This is a genomic window from Planococcus sp. APC 3900, assembly GCF_030407735.1.
Taxonomy (GTDB): Bacteria; Bacillota; Bacilli; order Bacillales_A; family Planococcaceae; genus Planococcus; species Planococcus notacanthi.
This window is the reverse complement of the sequence record NZ_JASDCT010000004.1, coordinates 112,566-127,622: the sequence shown is the minus strand read 5'-3', so window position 1 is coordinate 127,622 and position 15,057 is coordinate 112,566. Positions and strand designations below refer to the sequence as shown.

Below are 15,057 nucleotides of genomic sequence, written 5' to 3'. Positions count from 1 at the left end.
TTCAAACTTTCCGATAATTTAGTCGGACTATTCTTAGATGCTGGTAATTTCTTTAGATTTTGCGGAAATCTGAAGCGGCAATTCGACTTTCACTTTTGTGCCGTTTCCTATTTCACTGGTGATTTCTACGCCAAATTCTTCTCCATACAGCATCTGGATGCGCTCATGGACATTGCGGATGCCGATGCCGCTGAACAAGTGGCGTTTCTCTTTGATGTCTTCTTTGGTATGGTCGCCTTTGATTTCCATGCCATCGCCGTTATCGACGATTTCGCATAACAGGTTGCCTCCTTTTTCAGAAACCAGGATTTGGACAAAGCCTTCTTTTTGGATGTTGAACGCGTGGAAAAAAGCGTTTTCGATAAACGGTTGAAGAATCAGCTTCGGCAACTGGTAATCCAGGCAATCGGGCGAAATGAAGAAATTCACTTTGATGCCTTCGCCGTATCTCGCCTGATTGATCAGCACGTAATTTTTTAAGTCTTTTATTTCCTGTTCGACGGTGATGGTTTGGTCGACGTTGCTCAGGGCATTTTGCAATAACGAAATCAAAGCATGGATCATATCCGTCGCTTTTTCCTTTTTGCCCTGCTGGATCATGAATTTGATGGAAGCCAAAGTATTGTAAAGAAAATGCGGATTGATTTGATGCTGCAGCGCCATCAGTTCCGCAGAACGCTGTTTTTGCTGCGCCTGGACAACAAGGCCGACATATTCCTGTAATTCATTGAGCATGGAATTAAAAGCATTGGCAATTTTCTTCGCTTCGTAGCCGCCTGTTTCGGCAATCGGCCGATTGAATTCGTGTTTGGCGCTCGTTGAAATCTGCTTGACCAAACGGCTGATGGAATTCGTTATCCGCCGGGAAATGAGAAACACCACAATCACAGCCAACAAGACGATGCCCAGACTGATCAATAGAATTTCTTTGGTGTTGATCAAATTGGCCAATACTGCGTCTTTATCCACCAGATTCACCAAATACATGTCATAGGTCGGAAGGTATTGCGACATCAGCATGTAATCTGTGCCAGAGATAGTGACATCTTTGAATTCCAATCCTTCATCTTCCACTTTTTCCGCCAATGCCAGAAGCTCATCAGCTTTGTCACCGATCATTTCTTCTTTATTGCTGGAAACGATCTGCCCTGCCCGGTTGACCAGCAGCACTTCGTTTTCCGTACTGGTATACCCTTCATACAGCTCTTTCCATTGCTCTTCGAGAATCGGAAAATACAGCACGCCATAAATTTCGCCGGTCGACCGTTCCATGAGTGCTTTTGTGGCCACAATCATCGGTTTGTCATTAAACGACGTAGAAGGCATAAATTGATAAAGCAGCGTATTGGGCCGGTTGATGGTGTACTTCGTTATGGGATGGTTTCGCAGTACGTCCCAAGACACCGGCCAATTGGAATAATTCATATTGTACAGGCGTTCGTTGTTGCCGAGCACAATCATATTGGTGTCGTAGGACTCGACCGTCGGATAAATGCGTTCAATCTGCCGGCTGATGTCGTGATAGGATTTCGATGTTTCGATAGCGTTTGTATTTTCCTGCGTCAATACTTTTTTGATGGTGCCGTTGTTCTGGACTTCATTCGTGGCATTGACGATGGCAAAACTATAATCTTCGAATCTGATTTCGATCTGTTCCAGGGCTTTCGTGTTTGAAATGCTGAAGGTTTCCATAAACAAGTTGGAAGACATCCGGATCGAGCTGAAGGTAATCAATAAAGATACGGCCACGATACTGAGCATCATGATCAGGAACATTTTGATGAACAGGCTGTTATTTCGTAAGATGAGAAAGGCCATTTTCTTCATTTTCATGTCGGGCACGGAACTCCTTTCGGTAACTGCCTGGCGACGTCCCGGTTATGCGTTTGAACACTTTGCAAAAATAGCTGTGATCCGAATAGCCGACCATTCCGCTGATGTTCGAAATGGTGACCAGGCTGTTTTCCAAGAGGTCCATGGACTTCTTGATCCGCACCCGGTTCAAGTATTCGCTGAACCCTTCTTTGTGGTGCGCACTGAAATAAGAAGACAGATACGATGCATTGAAATGAAAATGGCTGGCAATTTCAGACAGACGGAGCGGCTCGGTATAATGCTGTTCAATATACGCCAGGATTTTATCGATGTTGTTTTCCTGCTCCCCTGTTTTATTAAGCGACAGAATGTTGGTCCGTACTTCTTCCAGGAAAGCATTGAATTGCGCCAACGCTTCGTGAACATGTTCCGCATCGTTGATGGCCGAGAAATAACCGTATTTCTTTTGTTCGATTTCCTTGTTGTCGTATTTCATGGCATCCAGTAATACGATGATGTTGAACACGATATTCCCTAAAAATGATTTGAATTCAAAGCTGTCGTTGTTGTATCGGCCTGCTAAATCCGCCACATGATTTTCAAGATATGCAAAAGCAGTATTGAACAGGCGGTCTTTGAACATCTCAATAAAATGATTCAGGTCAAAGCTGGCTTGTTTTTCATTTTCTTCCGGCAAATTGTCGTAGACGAATACATTTTGTTCCGGCAAATAAAATAAATACTTCTTCATCTTCGCGAAGCCTTCATCGTGGACCTTTTTAATGTCGTCGATTTTATCGAACGGTTCGAACATCATCCATATGGCAAGCGAAGTTTTGGCCGCGTGGCTTTCAATGGTTCGTTTGATGTCTTCCAACTGAACTGGATTGAAATTCAGCAAAATCATCGATTCCGAATCACTGGCAGCAAACGAATAAACAGCGAGCTCTTCAAGCGGCGTCCGGTTGAAGACGGCTTTCAGCTGAGCGGAATCCAGGTTATTTCCGTGTATGCGCACCAAAACAAAGCGGCTGTTGGGAAAGACTGTCCCATCCGCTGACGAGTCGTAGCCGAGCAGCATGTTCTCAAGCATCACCTCAGGGGAACGCTTCGGCTTTTCCAGCGAGTCGGCTTCCTGCAAACCTGGAATCCTGTTGACGATTTGCTTCAAAATCCGCAATAATTCAGCGCCGTTCAACTTCGGCTTCAGGATATAATCAGCGACTCCGTTCTGGAAAGTCGAACGCACGTAATCGAAGTTTTCAAAACTGCTCAACACAATGATTTCAAGATGAGGATAGGCTTTCTTCGCTTCTCTGACCAGATCGATGCCGTCCATAATTGGCATAACGATATCCGTCACGACGATATGCGGTGAAAATTCCCCGATCATTTCCATCGCTTCTTGGCCATTCGACGCTTCCCCAACAATCTGAAACCCTTCCTGTTCCCAATCAATATAATTGATGATTCCCTGCCTGATCAGCATCTCGTCATCGACAATCAACACTTTGCACATTTCTCCCATGAATATACCCCCTTAAAATGTAACCCATAAGAAAAAAACTGGCCCTGAACATCCTCTTCATTCGGCACCTGCTTCTATTTCTCTTGTGCCAATCTACAGACATAGTAACACCTTTTTATTTAATCATACAGATTAAACTAAGCAATGCTCCTTCTTCTTTAAAAACCTATCTCCCTTTAAGGGATCATGTTCAATGAAGAAAACCCGTCACCCCATCGCTGATTAAAGCAAAAGGTGACGGGTTGTATTCCGCTTTTTAGCTGTCTTTTTCAGTTTCATTCGGATCAATGAACTCTTCTTCTGAAACACCTGGTTGTTTTTCGACAGCCGGCAATGTGGCGATCGGGGCCTGTTCGGCTGGACGGTTGTTGCGATTCACATAGGATTTCAGCAACTCACCGACGTCGATGCCGGTCATTTCCTTAAGTGGTTCCTGCATGTCGACCATTGTTTTGGTGACACTTTTACCGAAGGACGGAATGCCTTGGCCGTTGCCGGAATCAATGATTTTCACCGAATCGATATTGCTGAGCGGCAAGGCTACTTTCTCTGCGAAGATTGGCAGCATGTCGATCAGTTTTTCGGTGATGATGACATCGCCATGTTCTTCCATCGCTTCCGCCAACAGTTTGCGGGATTCTGCTTCTGCTTTCCCTCGCTCACGGATAACTTCTGCTTCTGCAGCCCCTTCATCTCGTTTGATCTTCGCTTTTGCTTCCCCGTCAATGACCGCTCGGCGGGCATCGGCTTCTGCAGAACGAGTTGTTTCATAGTAAGTGGCATCGGCTTTTGTTTTCCGGACTTTGCTTTCCTCTTCTTCAAGCCTAACAGCGCGTTCACGTTCCATGAATCTCAAATTCAGTTCTTCTTCCTGAATCTCCATCGACAGCTTGGCTTTTTCCAACTCGTATGATTGCTCGGACTTGGCACGCGCCCGCTCAGTTTCTTCCTTGAAGGCGGCGTCTTTCAGGTCCTTGTCTTTTTTTGATTCGGCTGTAGAAATTTGGCGCTTGTATTCTTCCTCTTTTGCTTCTTGGTCAGTTTGCGCCCGGTGGATGCGCGTTTCGCGTTCGGTGTTGGCTTCCGCGATTTCCGCCAGTTTGCGGACTTCTGCAATCCGTGGCCGCCCAAGATTTTCGAGGTAGCCATTGTTTTCATCGGCATCCCGCAAATCGGTCAAACCGAGTGAGGTGATTTTAAAGCCCATGAGGTCCAGCTGCTTTTGTGCAACATCCTGAACATCGTTATTGAATTTCTCGCGGTCACTGTTGATGTCTTCTACCGTCATCTTCGACAGGATAGCACGCAAGTTACTGCCCAGCACTTCAATGATTTCTGATTCGATTTCGTCTTGTTCTTTGCCTAGAAATTGCTCGGCGTAGTTGGCGATGCCGTTCAACGTATCCGCCACTTTCACCATCGCTACAGCATCAGCGACAATCGGCACGCCGGCGTTCGTGTAAACGCGTGGCGTCGACAGTTTCAACTGAAACGATGTCAGGCTGACAGGTGTAGAGGTCTGAAAACGTCTCAGCAGGTAACCGCCGCCTCGAATGATTTTCATCGAACGCCCTTCATCGTCTGTGAAAATATTTGTATCTTTTGCCGGATCCCCAAGCTTCGGCCCGGTGATGATCAGCGCTTCATTGGATTTGGCAGTGCGGTAACGGATTCTCATCCATAAGAAATATCCTACACCTGCAATCGCTGCGATGATTAGTAGAGCAATAATAACGGTAATGATGCCTATTTGTTCCATGCTGCTTCCACTCCTTTTCGAATGATTATCTTGCTGCTTGCCTGATAGGAGCTCGCCATCAAGTTACACTCCTTCATGTTCCGGGATGGTGACCTATAGTATTCATACGAACTATTCGTCTAAATGTTTCAAAAAAAGGAAATCTTTTTACAACAAATTAAAAATGGCATCTCTTTCACGGCCGGTAGCCATAACCGAAGTCGATAATGAAATAAAAGAAGAAGACGAGCATCCCTGCCGGCAACAGGCTGAAAGCAATCAGAACTCTCGCTATTACAGTGCGGGCATTGGTGAACCAATTGATGTAAATGTAAATTAAAATACCGATGAATGGCAGAAGTATCAGATGCGATGCAGTTTCTGCCCATTGCGAATTTTCATCCCAGTAAGCATCCGGAACCGGAGTGATGCTGCTGTATTTTTCATTAATGCGGCGGGTCATGACTATAAACAGAAACGACAGGCTTCCGTAATAGATGACGACCAGGCTTTGGCCCCACCAGCTGAAATAGGAGCTGGTCATGACGAGAAGCAGGATGGTTCCCACTACGATAAACAGCCAAGCGAACGTCTCCATGATTTCCCTCCTTCATTTACAACCGACTCTTTTCTGACTAAACGTTTTAGAAAGGCAGAAGTTCCAAAGTGCGACTTCTACTGATCTTTTTGAAACATTTTCCCACTCCTGCCGTATAACAGGTACAAGGAGGTGCGCGTATGATGAATGAATTTTTCATCCTGATTCCGATACTGACCATTCTTTTTTATTTAGTCGTATTTGGCTTTGTGATTTATGCCGTGGTTACCGGCCTGAGACTGGCAAAAGAACGCAATGAACAGTTGAAAGCGATCGCCGAAGAGTTGAGGCGGAGACCGTAATTCTCGAGAGGGGTTGGAAAATATGGGGTTGATCCGGTGGCTGTTTTTTGAAAAGAAGCATTTGGCTTATACGGCTTTTGGGGACGATATGTATTACAAGGCTGCGGGCAAGCTTAGCGCGAACGGCATCGCTTATGACGCGGTGTTGAAAGTGAATGCTAATGCCACTCCACCCCTTTTCAACAATGCAGCGAGTTCGGCACAGTATGATTTTTATGTAGCGAAAGAGCATAAGCACCGCGCGCAACAGGCACTCCATGGGTAGGGGCCTCTAAAGGTTTTCTTTCATGGAAATATATTCTATTATTAAATAAAAGGAGGGATAACTATGGAAATTGGAATCTTCTTGCTGGTGGCCATCCTCGGCACCGGCTTCCTCCTGCTGGCCGCTTTCGATATGAACCGAAAATCACAGATCCAACTGGCTGAAATTCAATTGCAACGCGACAAAATTGCCTTGGAACAAAAACAATTGGAGCTGCGCGGGAAAGGGCTATGACAGTTACGGATTGTTGTAAGGACCAACAAAAAACGCTGCAGGCATGGTGAGTGCCGGAAGCGTTTTCGTCTTTTATTCAATAGTTTGAGCCTGCTGCAAACAAAGTGCTGGATTCCGCAAACAACGCCCTCGATTCCGCAAACAAACTCGCACATTCCGCAAGCAAGCCTTTCAAGACGGCAGTTTCCTCGCTTTTATTAACCATGAGGCAGTAAAAATCACGATAAGGATGCCGGTTCCGAGGAAAAATTTCGAGAACAGCTCCAATCCATCGGTTGGTGAAGCCATTAATGCCCCGCTGAGCACCAGCAGCGCGGTTGCGCATAATAACAGAAACACACTCCATACAATCTTCTTTCCTCTGAATATCCAGAAAGACAGCTGCAGGAACAAAATCATGCCGGAAACGAACATGATGAGCGGAAACAACGGTTCGAATTTGGCTGAATAGACGAGGTAGTCGATGGTCAGGATATCATCTGCCGAGGTCACTCCTCCACTAAACCAATTAGTGAACACCGCAGAATACGGCCATTCCCAGGAAATATCGTCGAGCTGGCTTCCTTCATAGAGGCTGATGAATGTGGCGACGGCGAAAAAGGTCAAGGCGCCAAAGAACAGGACAGCTTGCTTTGATTTTCTTGCGTTTTCATTTTGCATTCAACCTCTCCTTCCTCAGTTTCTTTTCCAACCATTATATCAATAATTTTCCAAATCACATAAAAAGAAGAGAAACCTGAAGGCTTCTCTTCTAATCCAATTAAGTTGGTTCCACTTCGTACGAATCGTCGCTGATTTCTCCGACGATTTCTTCCAGGATGTCTTCCATGGTCACAAGTCCTGAAATGACGCCGTCTGTTGTGGTGACGACCGCCATATGGGTCCGGCTTTGCTGCATTTTTGTGAGGACTTTCTGGATCGGTGTGGTTTCTGTAAAGCTGGTCATTTCATGGATGAACGATTCGGGTTCTTGAATCCGTCCCGCCGCCATGCTCGTCAATATTTCTTTGGTGTTGATGAAGCCGATCAATTGGTCTTTATTGCCGGCATCGGTGACCGGATAGCGTGTGTACTCGTGTGCGTCGATGACATTGAACAGTTCATCACGGGTCAAATTGCTGTCGACCGTGACCATGTTCTCCCGTGGAATCATGATGTTCCGGACAATGCGGTCATCGAAAGCGAAGATGTTTTTCAGGTAAGTCAATTCGGTTTGATTGATCTCACCGCTCTGGAAGCTTTCCGCCATAATCAGTTTTAATTCTTCTTCTGAATGGGCTTCTTCGTGGCCGGCCGGCTCTACTTTGAATAAACGCAGCAACAGGCGCGCCGAACCATTCATGAGCCAAATGAAGGGGTTCATGATTTTTCCGAACCAGTACAGCGGCGGTGCCAAGAGCAAGGTCATTTTTTCGGCATACTGAATCGCCAAGGTTTTAGGCGCCAATTCTCCGATGACTACGTGCAGGAACGTTACGATACTTAATGCAATCGCATAGGAAAGAACCGTCGATAATGCTGCCGGTACCTCAAAGGCTACGAACAGCGGGTGCAGCATTCGTTCAACTGTCGGCTCCCCTAATGCACCAAGGGCCAAGGCAGTTACGGTGATTCCCAGCTGGCAGGCGGACAGGTAATAGTCCAGATGATTAGCTACTTCTTTTGCCCGTACAGCTTTTTTGTTGCCTTCTGATATCAATTGGTCGATCCGCGACATCCGTACTTTCAATATGGCGAATTCGGCACCGACGAAAAATGCGGTTGCGATGATGAGTAACGCCACAAGTATCAAGTTAATTACTATTTGTCCATCCAAGTTGTATCCCTCAATTGAGGGATTCACCTCCAGTTATTTTGTAGGTTCTACTAGCTATTTCACGATCCAGTTTATTCGATTAATTGGTCGGTTGTTTATGGAACATGACTTGCTTGATCTGCTGGTTGTCCATTTCCGTTACCGTCCATAGAGTCTGGTCTTCCGTGACTGTTTCGCCTGGCTGAACTTCTCCCAGGCTCTTGAAATGAATCCAGCCGCCGATGGTATCGATCTCTTCGCTGTCATCAAAAGAAAGTCCGAAACGTTCCTCAAGGTCCTTCAACAGGACACGGCCATTAATCAAGTATTGGTCTTCATTGATTTTGCTGATGTCCGGAACTTCATCTGCATCAAACTCGTCGCGGATTTCGCCGACGATTTCTTCTAAAATATCTTCCATTGTAATCATGCCGGCTGTACCGCCGTACTCGTCCGCCACCAAAGCGATGTGGACGCGGGCATTCTGCATGTGCAATAACGCATCTTGCAGGCCTGTCGCTTCAAAGACGGTCGGCAATTCCAGGATGAATTCTTCCAGTTGCCAATCGCGTCCTGCAACAATATGTGGAAGCATTTTCTTGGCACTGACAAAGCCGAGAACGCGGTCTTTGTCGCCGTCTTCCGTGACTGGGTAACGGGTGTAATTGTTCTCATCCAAAATTTCGATGATTTCTTTTAACGGCATGTCTTTATCCAGTGTCACCAATTCGGTGCGCGGCACCATGATGTCTTTAGCCACGCGCTCATCGAATGAAAAGACGTTTTCCATGTAGGAAAGTTCAGTTTCATTGATGGCTCCGCCTTCATAGCTTTGGGCCATGACGATTTTCAGCTCTTCTTCCGAATAGGCCTGTTCATGCCCTGCCGGCTGAACGCCGAAAAGTCTCAACAGGACGCGGGCAGCTCCGTTCAACGCCCAGATGAACGGCTTCATAATTTGTCCGAACCAATACAATGGCGGTGCCAAAAGCAAGGACATCTTTTCAGCGAATTGGATCGCCAAAGTCTTAGGCGCCATCTCACCGATCACGACGTGAAGGTACGTCACAAGCAGGAACGCAATCGCGTAGGAAGCAGCAGATGCTACAGCATCGGATACGGCAAAAAATTCAAAGATCGGGTACATCAAGCGTTCGACAGTCGGTTTCCCGAGCGCCCCAAGCCCGAGTGCCGTTACGGTAATGCCAAGCTGGCAGGCGGACAGGTAATAATCCAAGTCGCTGGCCACTTTTTTGGCCATTACTGCTTTTTTATTGCCTTCTGCAATCAATTGGTCGAGCCGCGACATGCGGATTTTCACGACCGCAAATTCCGAGCCGACGAAAAAGGCCGTCAAGGCAATCAATATCACTAATAACGCTAAATTCAATAAGGTAACTATATCCACGTGTTCTCCCTGTAAAAGGGATTCACCTCCAAAGTTGGTTACAGCAAAGCGATCAAGGCGGCAATGGCTGCCACTTGATGCTCAAGCGCTTTGCTGATGTGCAGCTTCACGGAACTTGGCGCATCTTTCAATTGCTCTTCCAAGCGCGTGATTTTTTGTTGCAGGTATTCGAATTCTTCGGTAACTTCATCCACCAGCCCATCGGTTTCCGGACTTTCCGGCGCGTTGAGGATTTCTTTGATTTCGGAAATCGACAAACGCTGTTTCTTCAGCAGCTGGATCCGTTCAAGCGTCTGCAAAGTGGATGCCGGATAAAGCCGGTAGTTGGCTTCAGAACGTTCGCTATGCAGCAAGCCGGATACCGTGTAGTAATCGATGGTTCTGGTTGATACTCCGCTCATTTTTGCAACTTCTCCGATTTTCATTAATCCCTTCCCAATGCAGACGCCTCCCTTTTTGATTCCGTTCAGCCGCTAAAATTACGAGCAGCTGAAATCCGTTTTGATCCACTGCGACAAAGCAGCTTTTCTATGTAATAGAAATATAGCACATGCCAATAAAAAGCATACAGTGACACGTGCCGCTTTTTGTTGGAAATATTGAAATACTTAGGAGATTCGACATGATATCGACATTTTTTGTCCGGGAGTGTTGGTTTTAACGAAAGAGTGGTTCGGGCACGGGATGCCTGAAGTGGTCTTTCTTCTTTTTCCAATTGTGGTTTTTGGGATTCTGCAAACAACGTGCGGGATTCTGCAAACAAGATACTTTTTCCGCCAATTTGACTTCTCTCTCGCCTATTTTTCATTTTTCAGGACTGACTGCCGGCCAATCGGGTATAGCCTTAATACAGCAATTTCTTGCTGGATGACGGTCTTTAGCCACGGGGTTTATTCGTAAAATCGATGTTCAGGTTTGGCAACTAGCTTTGAAAAGGAGATGGCGTTTTTGGAATATCAACTGACTTTGCGCTTGGCCAATGAAAATAAGGGGTATTCCTGGCTGTTCGAAAGCCCGGAAGATACCATGCCGCTGTTTGACGAGGTAGTGGAGACGTTCCAGCATTACGAAGCGGATGACATGGAGACATTTATCCGCGAGAAGAGGAAGGAAATCGAGGAGACGGGGTCCAGCCACACGGCACAGATTGACGTGACGAAAGTGGACAAAAAAGCGATTATCCGCTCCGCGTCGTATAAGGAAATGTGGTACGAAGGAAAATATTTCGATGACATTTTGGAGGTGTTGACCGATCGATTGGGTCCGCCGGAAAATCAGCAATTTGAATAGCAGTTGTTGGCAGCAAGCGTCCTTTGGGGCGTTTTTTGTCGGAAAATAATAAAAAGCCAAGCGGTATCCGCCTGGCTCCATGCTTAGTCTTGCCCTTTGATTACCTGTTCCACCAATCCCCCTATGGATTCTTCCCCTTCGACCATCATCGCGAAAATGAGATCCGGGCTTTCCAGGCTGTAGCCGACAAACCAACCGTTCTGCTCGCCGCTTTCGCGTGTGGTGCCGCTTTTGCCCGCGAGCTCCAGCCCCAGCTCGCTGCCGGCGTTGACCAAGCTTGCCTGCAGCGTTTCGGCATTTTCAGCGTTAAGCAAGCCTTCATTCCATACTTGTTGGTCTGCGTCATCGAGTAATAAAGTCGGCTTATAGAGAGTGCCGTTTGCCAAAATGGGACTGTAGAGAGTGGCGAGATGCAGGATGTTGACTTGCATCTGCCCTTGTCCGGAAGCCGTCCCGGCGAGCTGGCCTTCCGAACCGAATGTGCCGTCCCTGGAAATCCGCGAAGGAGTGAGCTCGATCGGGAAGGCGATTTCTTCGCCAAAGCCGAAGTCTTCTAAGCCACTCCGGAATTCATCATTTGGAATATTGAGTGCCTGTTGGGCAAAGTAGATATTGTCCGAATGGGCCAGCGCTTTATTCAAATCAATCGGATTCGGCACGTCGTCATGCGGACGCGTCACCCGGTAATCGCCCCACGAACGGTAGCGCTGCCAAGACTTTCCGGTGATATCGAGCCCTTCCGCCGGATCGAGCGTACCCCTTTCCAGTCCGATGGCTGCGGTGACCGGCTGTATGACCTGCCCCGGTGTATACACTGCAGCAAACCGGTTGAAGAACGGCTGCAGCGAATCGTTCGCAAGTTCCTGGAAGCGGCTATTGGTGATGTTCGGAATAAATTCGTTGGGATCGAACCCCGGTGAACTGACCAGCGCCAGCGTTTCGCCGGTATCCGGATCGATCGCCGCACTGGTTCCTGCCTTGCCGCCCATTGCAAGGTAGAGTGCTTTTTGCAATTCGGCATCGATGGTCAGCGCCACCGTTTCGCCAGGCACGGGTTCATTGTCCACCGACGTGATGACGGCGTTTTCCCGTTGCTTCTTCAAAATGATGCGGCCGCCCGCTTCTCCGCGGAGCCGCTCCTGCAAAATTTTTTCAAGCCCCTGCCGCCCGACCAGCGTTTCAGCCGAATAGCCCTGGCCGCTCCACGCATCCAGCTGCTCCGCAGTAATAGGGCCGGTATAGCCGGTAATATGCGCCAATGCAGCGCCATACGGATAGGTCCGCATCGCCACTTCGTCCCGCTTCGTGCCGCGAATTGTAAACAATTCATCCAACTTCTTTTGATCCGCTTTGATCTGCGCAATCGGCACCAGAAAATGTGGCTGGACCCACGGCTGATTGAGCTTGTCCTCCAGCGCCTGCTCGCTCATCCCCAGCAATTCCGCGAGCTGTGACTTCTTGGCCTCATCGAAGTTTTCCGGAATCACACTGACTTCATAGCCTGTGCTGCTTGAAGCGATCGCTTGCCCGTTGCGGTCCACAATCTCGCCGCGCGGACCCTCAGTGATTTCAGTCGTCACCTGGTCCCCAGCTTCCAGATTCGGCAGAATGAAAGACGGATCCCATTCCACAAACCAGTCTTCCACTTCGCCATGCGCTTCATACAATAAAGTAAGCGTCTTTTCGAATTCCACCGGACCGATGATCGTATCGAATTTTACCCGAATCGTGAAGTCCGCCGGCTGTTCTTGAGTCCATTCGGCATCTTCCTCCGGTTTGGTGTAGGAAATTTCCAAATTGTCGATGCCCAACTGTTCGTGAAGCTCCCGCTGCCACACCACAAAATTTTCTTCCCCATAAACCGACTGCGTGCCCTGGTTCAAATAATGGGTATGCATGCCGGCAAAATCGCCGGCTTTCCACAGCTCAATAAACTCGGCAACACGGGGTTCCGGCGACTCGACCGTCTCGGCGGCTTCTTCCGCCTGCGGTTCAGGTGCCGGCTGTGCGTCCTCCTCCTGGCACGCCGTTACTACGAGAATCAATAGAAAGAAGATGGCTGATAAGATGGTCTTCCTCATCACATGACCTCCGCTCTTTAGCTTTCTCTTATTATCGCTTGAATGGGTCAGAATATAAAGACTGAATTTTCTGTATTAACTTCATTGTATAGGAGTGGTTGGGTTTTGAGGGGGCGTTAAAGTAGGATGCTTGATAGTTTAGGTAGAGACGTGGAGTGTGCAGGTAGAGATGGGAATAGTGCTTGTAGAAAGCGGAATTTGTGAGGTAGGGTGCTGCTTTCGTGGTTGGATTGAGAGTTGTTCGTGTAAGAGCGACGATAGGTGAGGTAGAAAATCGGATAGTGCTGGTAGAAACCACATATCCTCTGGTAGACTTCTGCTCTCACGGTAGGAATGTGAGTTGTTCATGTAGGAGCGAGGATATCTCATGTACAAACTCAAATAGTGCTGGTAGAAACCGCATATCCTCTGGTAGACTTCTGCTCTCACGGTAGGAATGTGAGTTGTTCATGTAAGAGCGAAGATAGACGAGGTAGAAAATCGGATAGTGCTGGTAGAAATCGGATATCCTCACCTAGCCTCCCACTATCTCGATAGAAACGCGAGTTGTTCATGTAAGAGCGAGGATAGGTGAGGTAGAAAATCGGATAGCGCCTGTAGAAACAACATATCTTCACCTTGCCCCCCGCTATCCCGATAGAAACACGAATTGTTCATGTAAGAGCGTTAAAATGTCATGTACAAACTCATATAGCACCTGTAAAAACACCACCCCATCCCCTCACCCAGCCCCCCTCTCCACAAAAAAATAACCAAGCGCATACACGCCTGGTTAACTCACAGTTACTTCTTTGTCTTCTCTTTGATTTTATTCGCAACGTCGTCTTTCATGACCATGGCTTTATCTTTATAATTCGATGCTTTTTCTTTGTAGTCGTCTTTGTTTTCTTCCCAATGCGCTTTGCCTTTTTCAATCGACTTGTCTTTTAATTGATTCAGCTTGTCTAGAAATGTCATTTAGATCATCCTTCCGTTTCCCCCGCCGTTAAAACGGTCAGGTCAACTGGGTTAAGCATACCTTGTTTGCCTGGCCGTGTCTAAAGTTAGCCGGTATCCAGGTTCCGTTATTAAATGAAACCCGCTGCGTTAAATGGCGTATACTCTATATAACTAATTCCAAACTGCTTATCAGAAAGGGGTGCTCCATGTTTGAACAAATGAAGGCGCGTTACTTGATCCTGTTTTCGGTATTAGGGATGATCGCGACTCTGATTATCCTGATTGCGCTCGATGTCAGCGATATCACGCTTGATGTCGTCAGCCAATTGGTGCTGTATGTTGTGGTCCCTGGCCTTTACTTCGGCTATTATTTCCGCAAACACCAGTCTTCTGTCTGGGATGTGCTGTCTTTAAACGGCATCCGGAAATGGCTGCCGGCTTTATTCGCGTTGGTGGTGGTGTCGATTGCTTTTTCCATCAGCATGTTCTGGTTCCAGTTGTTCATGTTGGCGCCCGTCGCCCCGTGGTTGGTGAATTTCATGCTGGAAGAATTCCCGGTGCCGAATACGCCCGGGTATATCGTTTTCACGATTTTCACGATTGCCATTTTGGCACCGATTGTGGAAGAGTTCATGTTCCGCGGCGTGCTGCTGAAGCGCATGATTGCGAAAACCTCCATGTGGGGAGGCATTTTGATCTCCAGCCTGCTGTTCGGTATTTTGCATTTGGATATTGTCGGCGCTTTCCTCTTTGGTGTGGTGGCGTCGCTGCTGTATTTGCAGACCAATAATTTATTGGTGCCGATTTTATTGCACATCATCAATAATTCATTGGCAGCGGCTGCGTTGTTTCTGGCACCGACTTGGCCGGAATCGCTCGCCATTTTCAGTCTGGCCGATATCTATGCGAAAGCGGCTCCGAATGCCGTAGTACTTGGCATCAGCGCGGTGCTGTTGATCGGCGCCATTTTCTGGCTGGGGCGCGGCTTGCCAAAAGCGCCTGAAGAAATCCAACAATAGAAAAAGGTCGACCGTGCACAAATCGTGCGGTCGACCTTTTTGGGC

Annotated in this window: 15 protein-coding genes; 5 read left to right on the top strand and 10 right to left on the bottom strand. The window is 47.6% G+C overall.

Annotated elements, in window-relative coordinates; genetic code table 11:
• Positions 1–33 precede the first annotated feature (33 nt).
• The 4 genes from QMA04_RS09700 to QMA04_RS09685 all read right to left on the bottom strand — a co-directional run bounded on the left by QMA04_RS09700 (position 34) and on the right by QMA04_RS09685 (position 5,679).
• Positions 34–1,833, bottom strand: coding sequence for a sensor histidine kinase (locus QMA04_RS09700; RefSeq protein ID WP_290185435.1), 1,800 nt, complete (start codon positions 1,831–1,833; stop codon positions 34–36).
• Positions 1,793–3,343, bottom strand: coding sequence for a response regulator transcription factor (locus QMA04_RS09695; protein WP_290185434.1), 1,551 nt, complete (start codon positions 3,341–3,343; stop codon positions 1,793–1,795). The genes QMA04_RS09700 and QMA04_RS09695 overlap by 41 nt, the downstream gene beginning before the upstream one ends.
• 256 nt (positions 3,344–3,599) lie before the next feature.
• Positions 3,600–5,102 (bottom strand): flotillin family protein, encoded by a 1,503-nt coding sequence (locus tag QMA04_RS09690; protein ID WP_290185433.1) that lies wholly within the window; start codon positions 5,100–5,102, stop codon positions 3,600–3,602.
• 175 nt (positions 5,103–5,277) lie between these two features.
• Positions 5,278–5,679 carry a hypothetical protein gene (locus QMA04_RS09685; RefSeq protein ID WP_290185432.1) on the bottom strand — a complete coding sequence of 134 codons (402 nt, stop codon included), beginning with the start codon at positions 5,677–5,679 and terminating at the stop codon, positions 5,278–5,280.
• Positions 5,680–5,819: 140 nt separating this feature from the next.
• Here QMA04_RS09685 and QMA04_RS09680 point away from each other — a divergent pair, with 140 nt between their 5' ends.
• The 3 genes from QMA04_RS09680 to QMA04_RS09670 all read left to right on the top strand — a co-directional run bounded on the left by QMA04_RS09680 (position 5,820) and on the right by QMA04_RS09670 (position 6,480).
• Positions 5,820–5,981, top strand: a complete 162-nt coding sequence (locus QMA04_RS09680; protein WP_290185431.1) for a hypothetical protein — start codon at positions 5,820–5,822, stop codon at positions 5,979–5,981.
• 22 nt (positions 5,982–6,003) lie between these two features.
• Positions 6,004–6,246, top strand: a complete 243-nt coding sequence (locus tag QMA04_RS09675; protein WP_290185430.1) for a hypothetical protein — start codon at positions 6,004–6,006, stop codon at positions 6,244–6,246.
• Between the two features lie 63 nt (positions 6,247–6,309).
• A complete protein-coding gene (locus QMA04_RS09670; RefSeq protein WP_290185429.1) occupies positions 6,310–6,480 on the top strand; it encodes a hypothetical protein in 171 nt (56 codons plus the stop codon).
• A gap of 171 nt (positions 6,481–6,651) precedes the next feature.
• Here QMA04_RS09670 and QMA04_RS09665 read toward each other — a convergent pair whose 3' ends face one another.
• The 4 genes from QMA04_RS09665 to QMA04_RS09650 form a co-directional block, all read right to left on the bottom strand.
• Entirely contained in the window at positions 6,652–7,140 is a 489-nt protein-coding gene (locus QMA04_RS09665) for a DUF4306 domain-containing protein (protein ID WP_290185427.1), read from the bottom strand.
• A 100-nt stretch (positions 7,141–7,240) separates the two neighbouring features.
• Entirely contained in the window at positions 7,241–8,296 is a 1,056-nt protein-coding gene (locus QMA04_RS09660; RefSeq protein WP_290185425.1) for a hemolysin family protein, read from the bottom strand.
• 79 nt (positions 8,297–8,375) lie between these two features.
• Entirely contained in the window at positions 8,376–9,683 is a 1,308-nt protein-coding gene (locus QMA04_RS09655; RefSeq protein ID WP_290185423.1) for a hemolysin family protein, read from the bottom strand.
• Positions 9,684–9,721: 38 nt separating this feature from the next.
• On the bottom strand, positions 9,722–10,108 hold the full coding sequence (locus tag QMA04_RS09650; RefSeq protein ID WP_290185421.1) for a MerR family transcriptional regulator: 387 nt from the start codon (positions 10,106–10,108) through the stop codon (positions 9,722–9,724).
• Between the two features lie 523 nt (positions 10,109–10,631).
• Here QMA04_RS09650 and QMA04_RS09645 point away from each other — a divergent pair.
• Positions 10,632–10,973, top strand: a complete 342-nt coding sequence (locus tag QMA04_RS09645; protein WP_290185419.1) for a hypothetical protein — start codon at positions 10,632–10,634, stop codon at positions 10,971–10,973.
• 83 nt (positions 10,974–11,056) lie between these two features.
• On the opposite strand, the gene QMA04_RS09640 is transcribed toward QMA04_RS09645, so the two are convergent.
• Both QMA04_RS09640 and QMA04_RS09635 read right to left on the bottom strand, forming a co-directional pair.
• Positions 11,057–13,054 (bottom strand): penicillin-binding transpeptidase domain-containing protein, encoded by a 1,998-nt coding sequence (locus tag QMA04_RS09640; protein WP_290185417.1) that lies wholly within the window; start codon positions 13,052–13,054, stop codon positions 11,057–11,059.
• A 783-nt stretch (positions 13,055–13,837) separates the two neighbouring features.
• Positions 13,838–14,011: a hypothetical protein gene (locus QMA04_RS09635; protein WP_290185415.1), complete on the bottom strand. Its 174-nt coding sequence runs from the start codon at positions 14,009–14,011 to the stop codon at positions 13,838–13,840.
• A gap of 188 nt (positions 14,012–14,199) precedes the next feature.
• On the opposite strand from QMA04_RS09635, the gene QMA04_RS09630 reads away from it, so the two are divergent.
• The gene (locus QMA04_RS09630) at positions 14,200–15,012 is read left to right on the top strand and encodes a CPBP family intramembrane glutamic endopeptidase (RefSeq protein WP_290185413.1); all 813 of its coding nucleotides are present in this window, start codon (positions 14,200–14,202) and stop codon (positions 15,010–15,012) included.
• Positions 15,013–15,057: the final 45 nt, after the last annotated feature.

What these genes read in the sequence shown, in the direction of transcription:
- QMA04_RS09635 (WP_290185415.1), bottom strand. Translation starts at nt 14,011, where the DNA reads ATGACATTTCTAGACAAGCTGAATCAATTAAAAGACAAGTCGATTGAA.
- QMA04_RS09665 (WP_290185427.1), bottom strand. Translation starts at nt 7,140, where the DNA reads ATGCAAAATGAAAACGCAAGAAAATCAAAGCAAGCTGTCCTGTTCTTT.
- QMA04_RS09690 (WP_290185433.1), bottom strand. Translation starts at nt 5,102, where the DNA reads ATGGAACAAATAGGCATCATTACCGTTATTATTGCTCTACTAATCATC.
- QMA04_RS09695 (WP_290185434.1), bottom strand. Translation starts at nt 3,343, where the DNA reads ATGGGAGAAATGTGCAAAGTGTTGATTGTCGATGACGAGATGCTGATC.
- QMA04_RS09670 (WP_290185429.1), top strand. Translation starts at nt 6,310, where the DNA reads ATGGAAATTGGAATCTTCTTGCTGGTGGCCATCCTCGGCACCGGCTTC.
- QMA04_RS09700 (WP_290185435.1), bottom strand. Translation starts at nt 1,833, where the DNA reads ATGAAAATGAAGAAAATGGCCTTTCTCATCTTACGAAATAACAGCCTG.
- QMA04_RS09650 (WP_290185421.1), bottom strand. Translation starts at nt 10,108, where the DNA reads ATGAAAATCGGAGAAGTTGCAAAAATGAGCGGAGTATCAACCAGAACC.
- QMA04_RS09640 (WP_290185417.1), bottom strand. Translation starts at nt 13,054, where the DNA reads ATGAGGAAGACCATCTTATCAGCCATCTTCTTTCTATTGATTCTCGTA.
- QMA04_RS09675 (WP_290185430.1), top strand. Translation starts at nt 6,004, where the DNA reads ATGGGGTTGATCCGGTGGCTGTTTTTTGAAAAGAAGCATTTGGCTTAT.
- QMA04_RS09685 (WP_290185432.1), bottom strand. Translation starts at nt 5,679, where the DNA reads ATGGAGACGTTCGCTTGGCTGTTTATCGTAGTGGGAACCATCCTGCTT.
- QMA04_RS09680 (WP_290185431.1), top strand. Translation starts at nt 5,820, where the DNA reads ATGATGAATGAATTTTTCATCCTGATTCCGATACTGACCATTCTTTTT.
- QMA04_RS09630 (WP_290185413.1), top strand. Translation starts at nt 14,200, where the DNA reads ATGTTTGAACAAATGAAGGCGCGTTACTTGATCCTGTTTTCGGTATTA.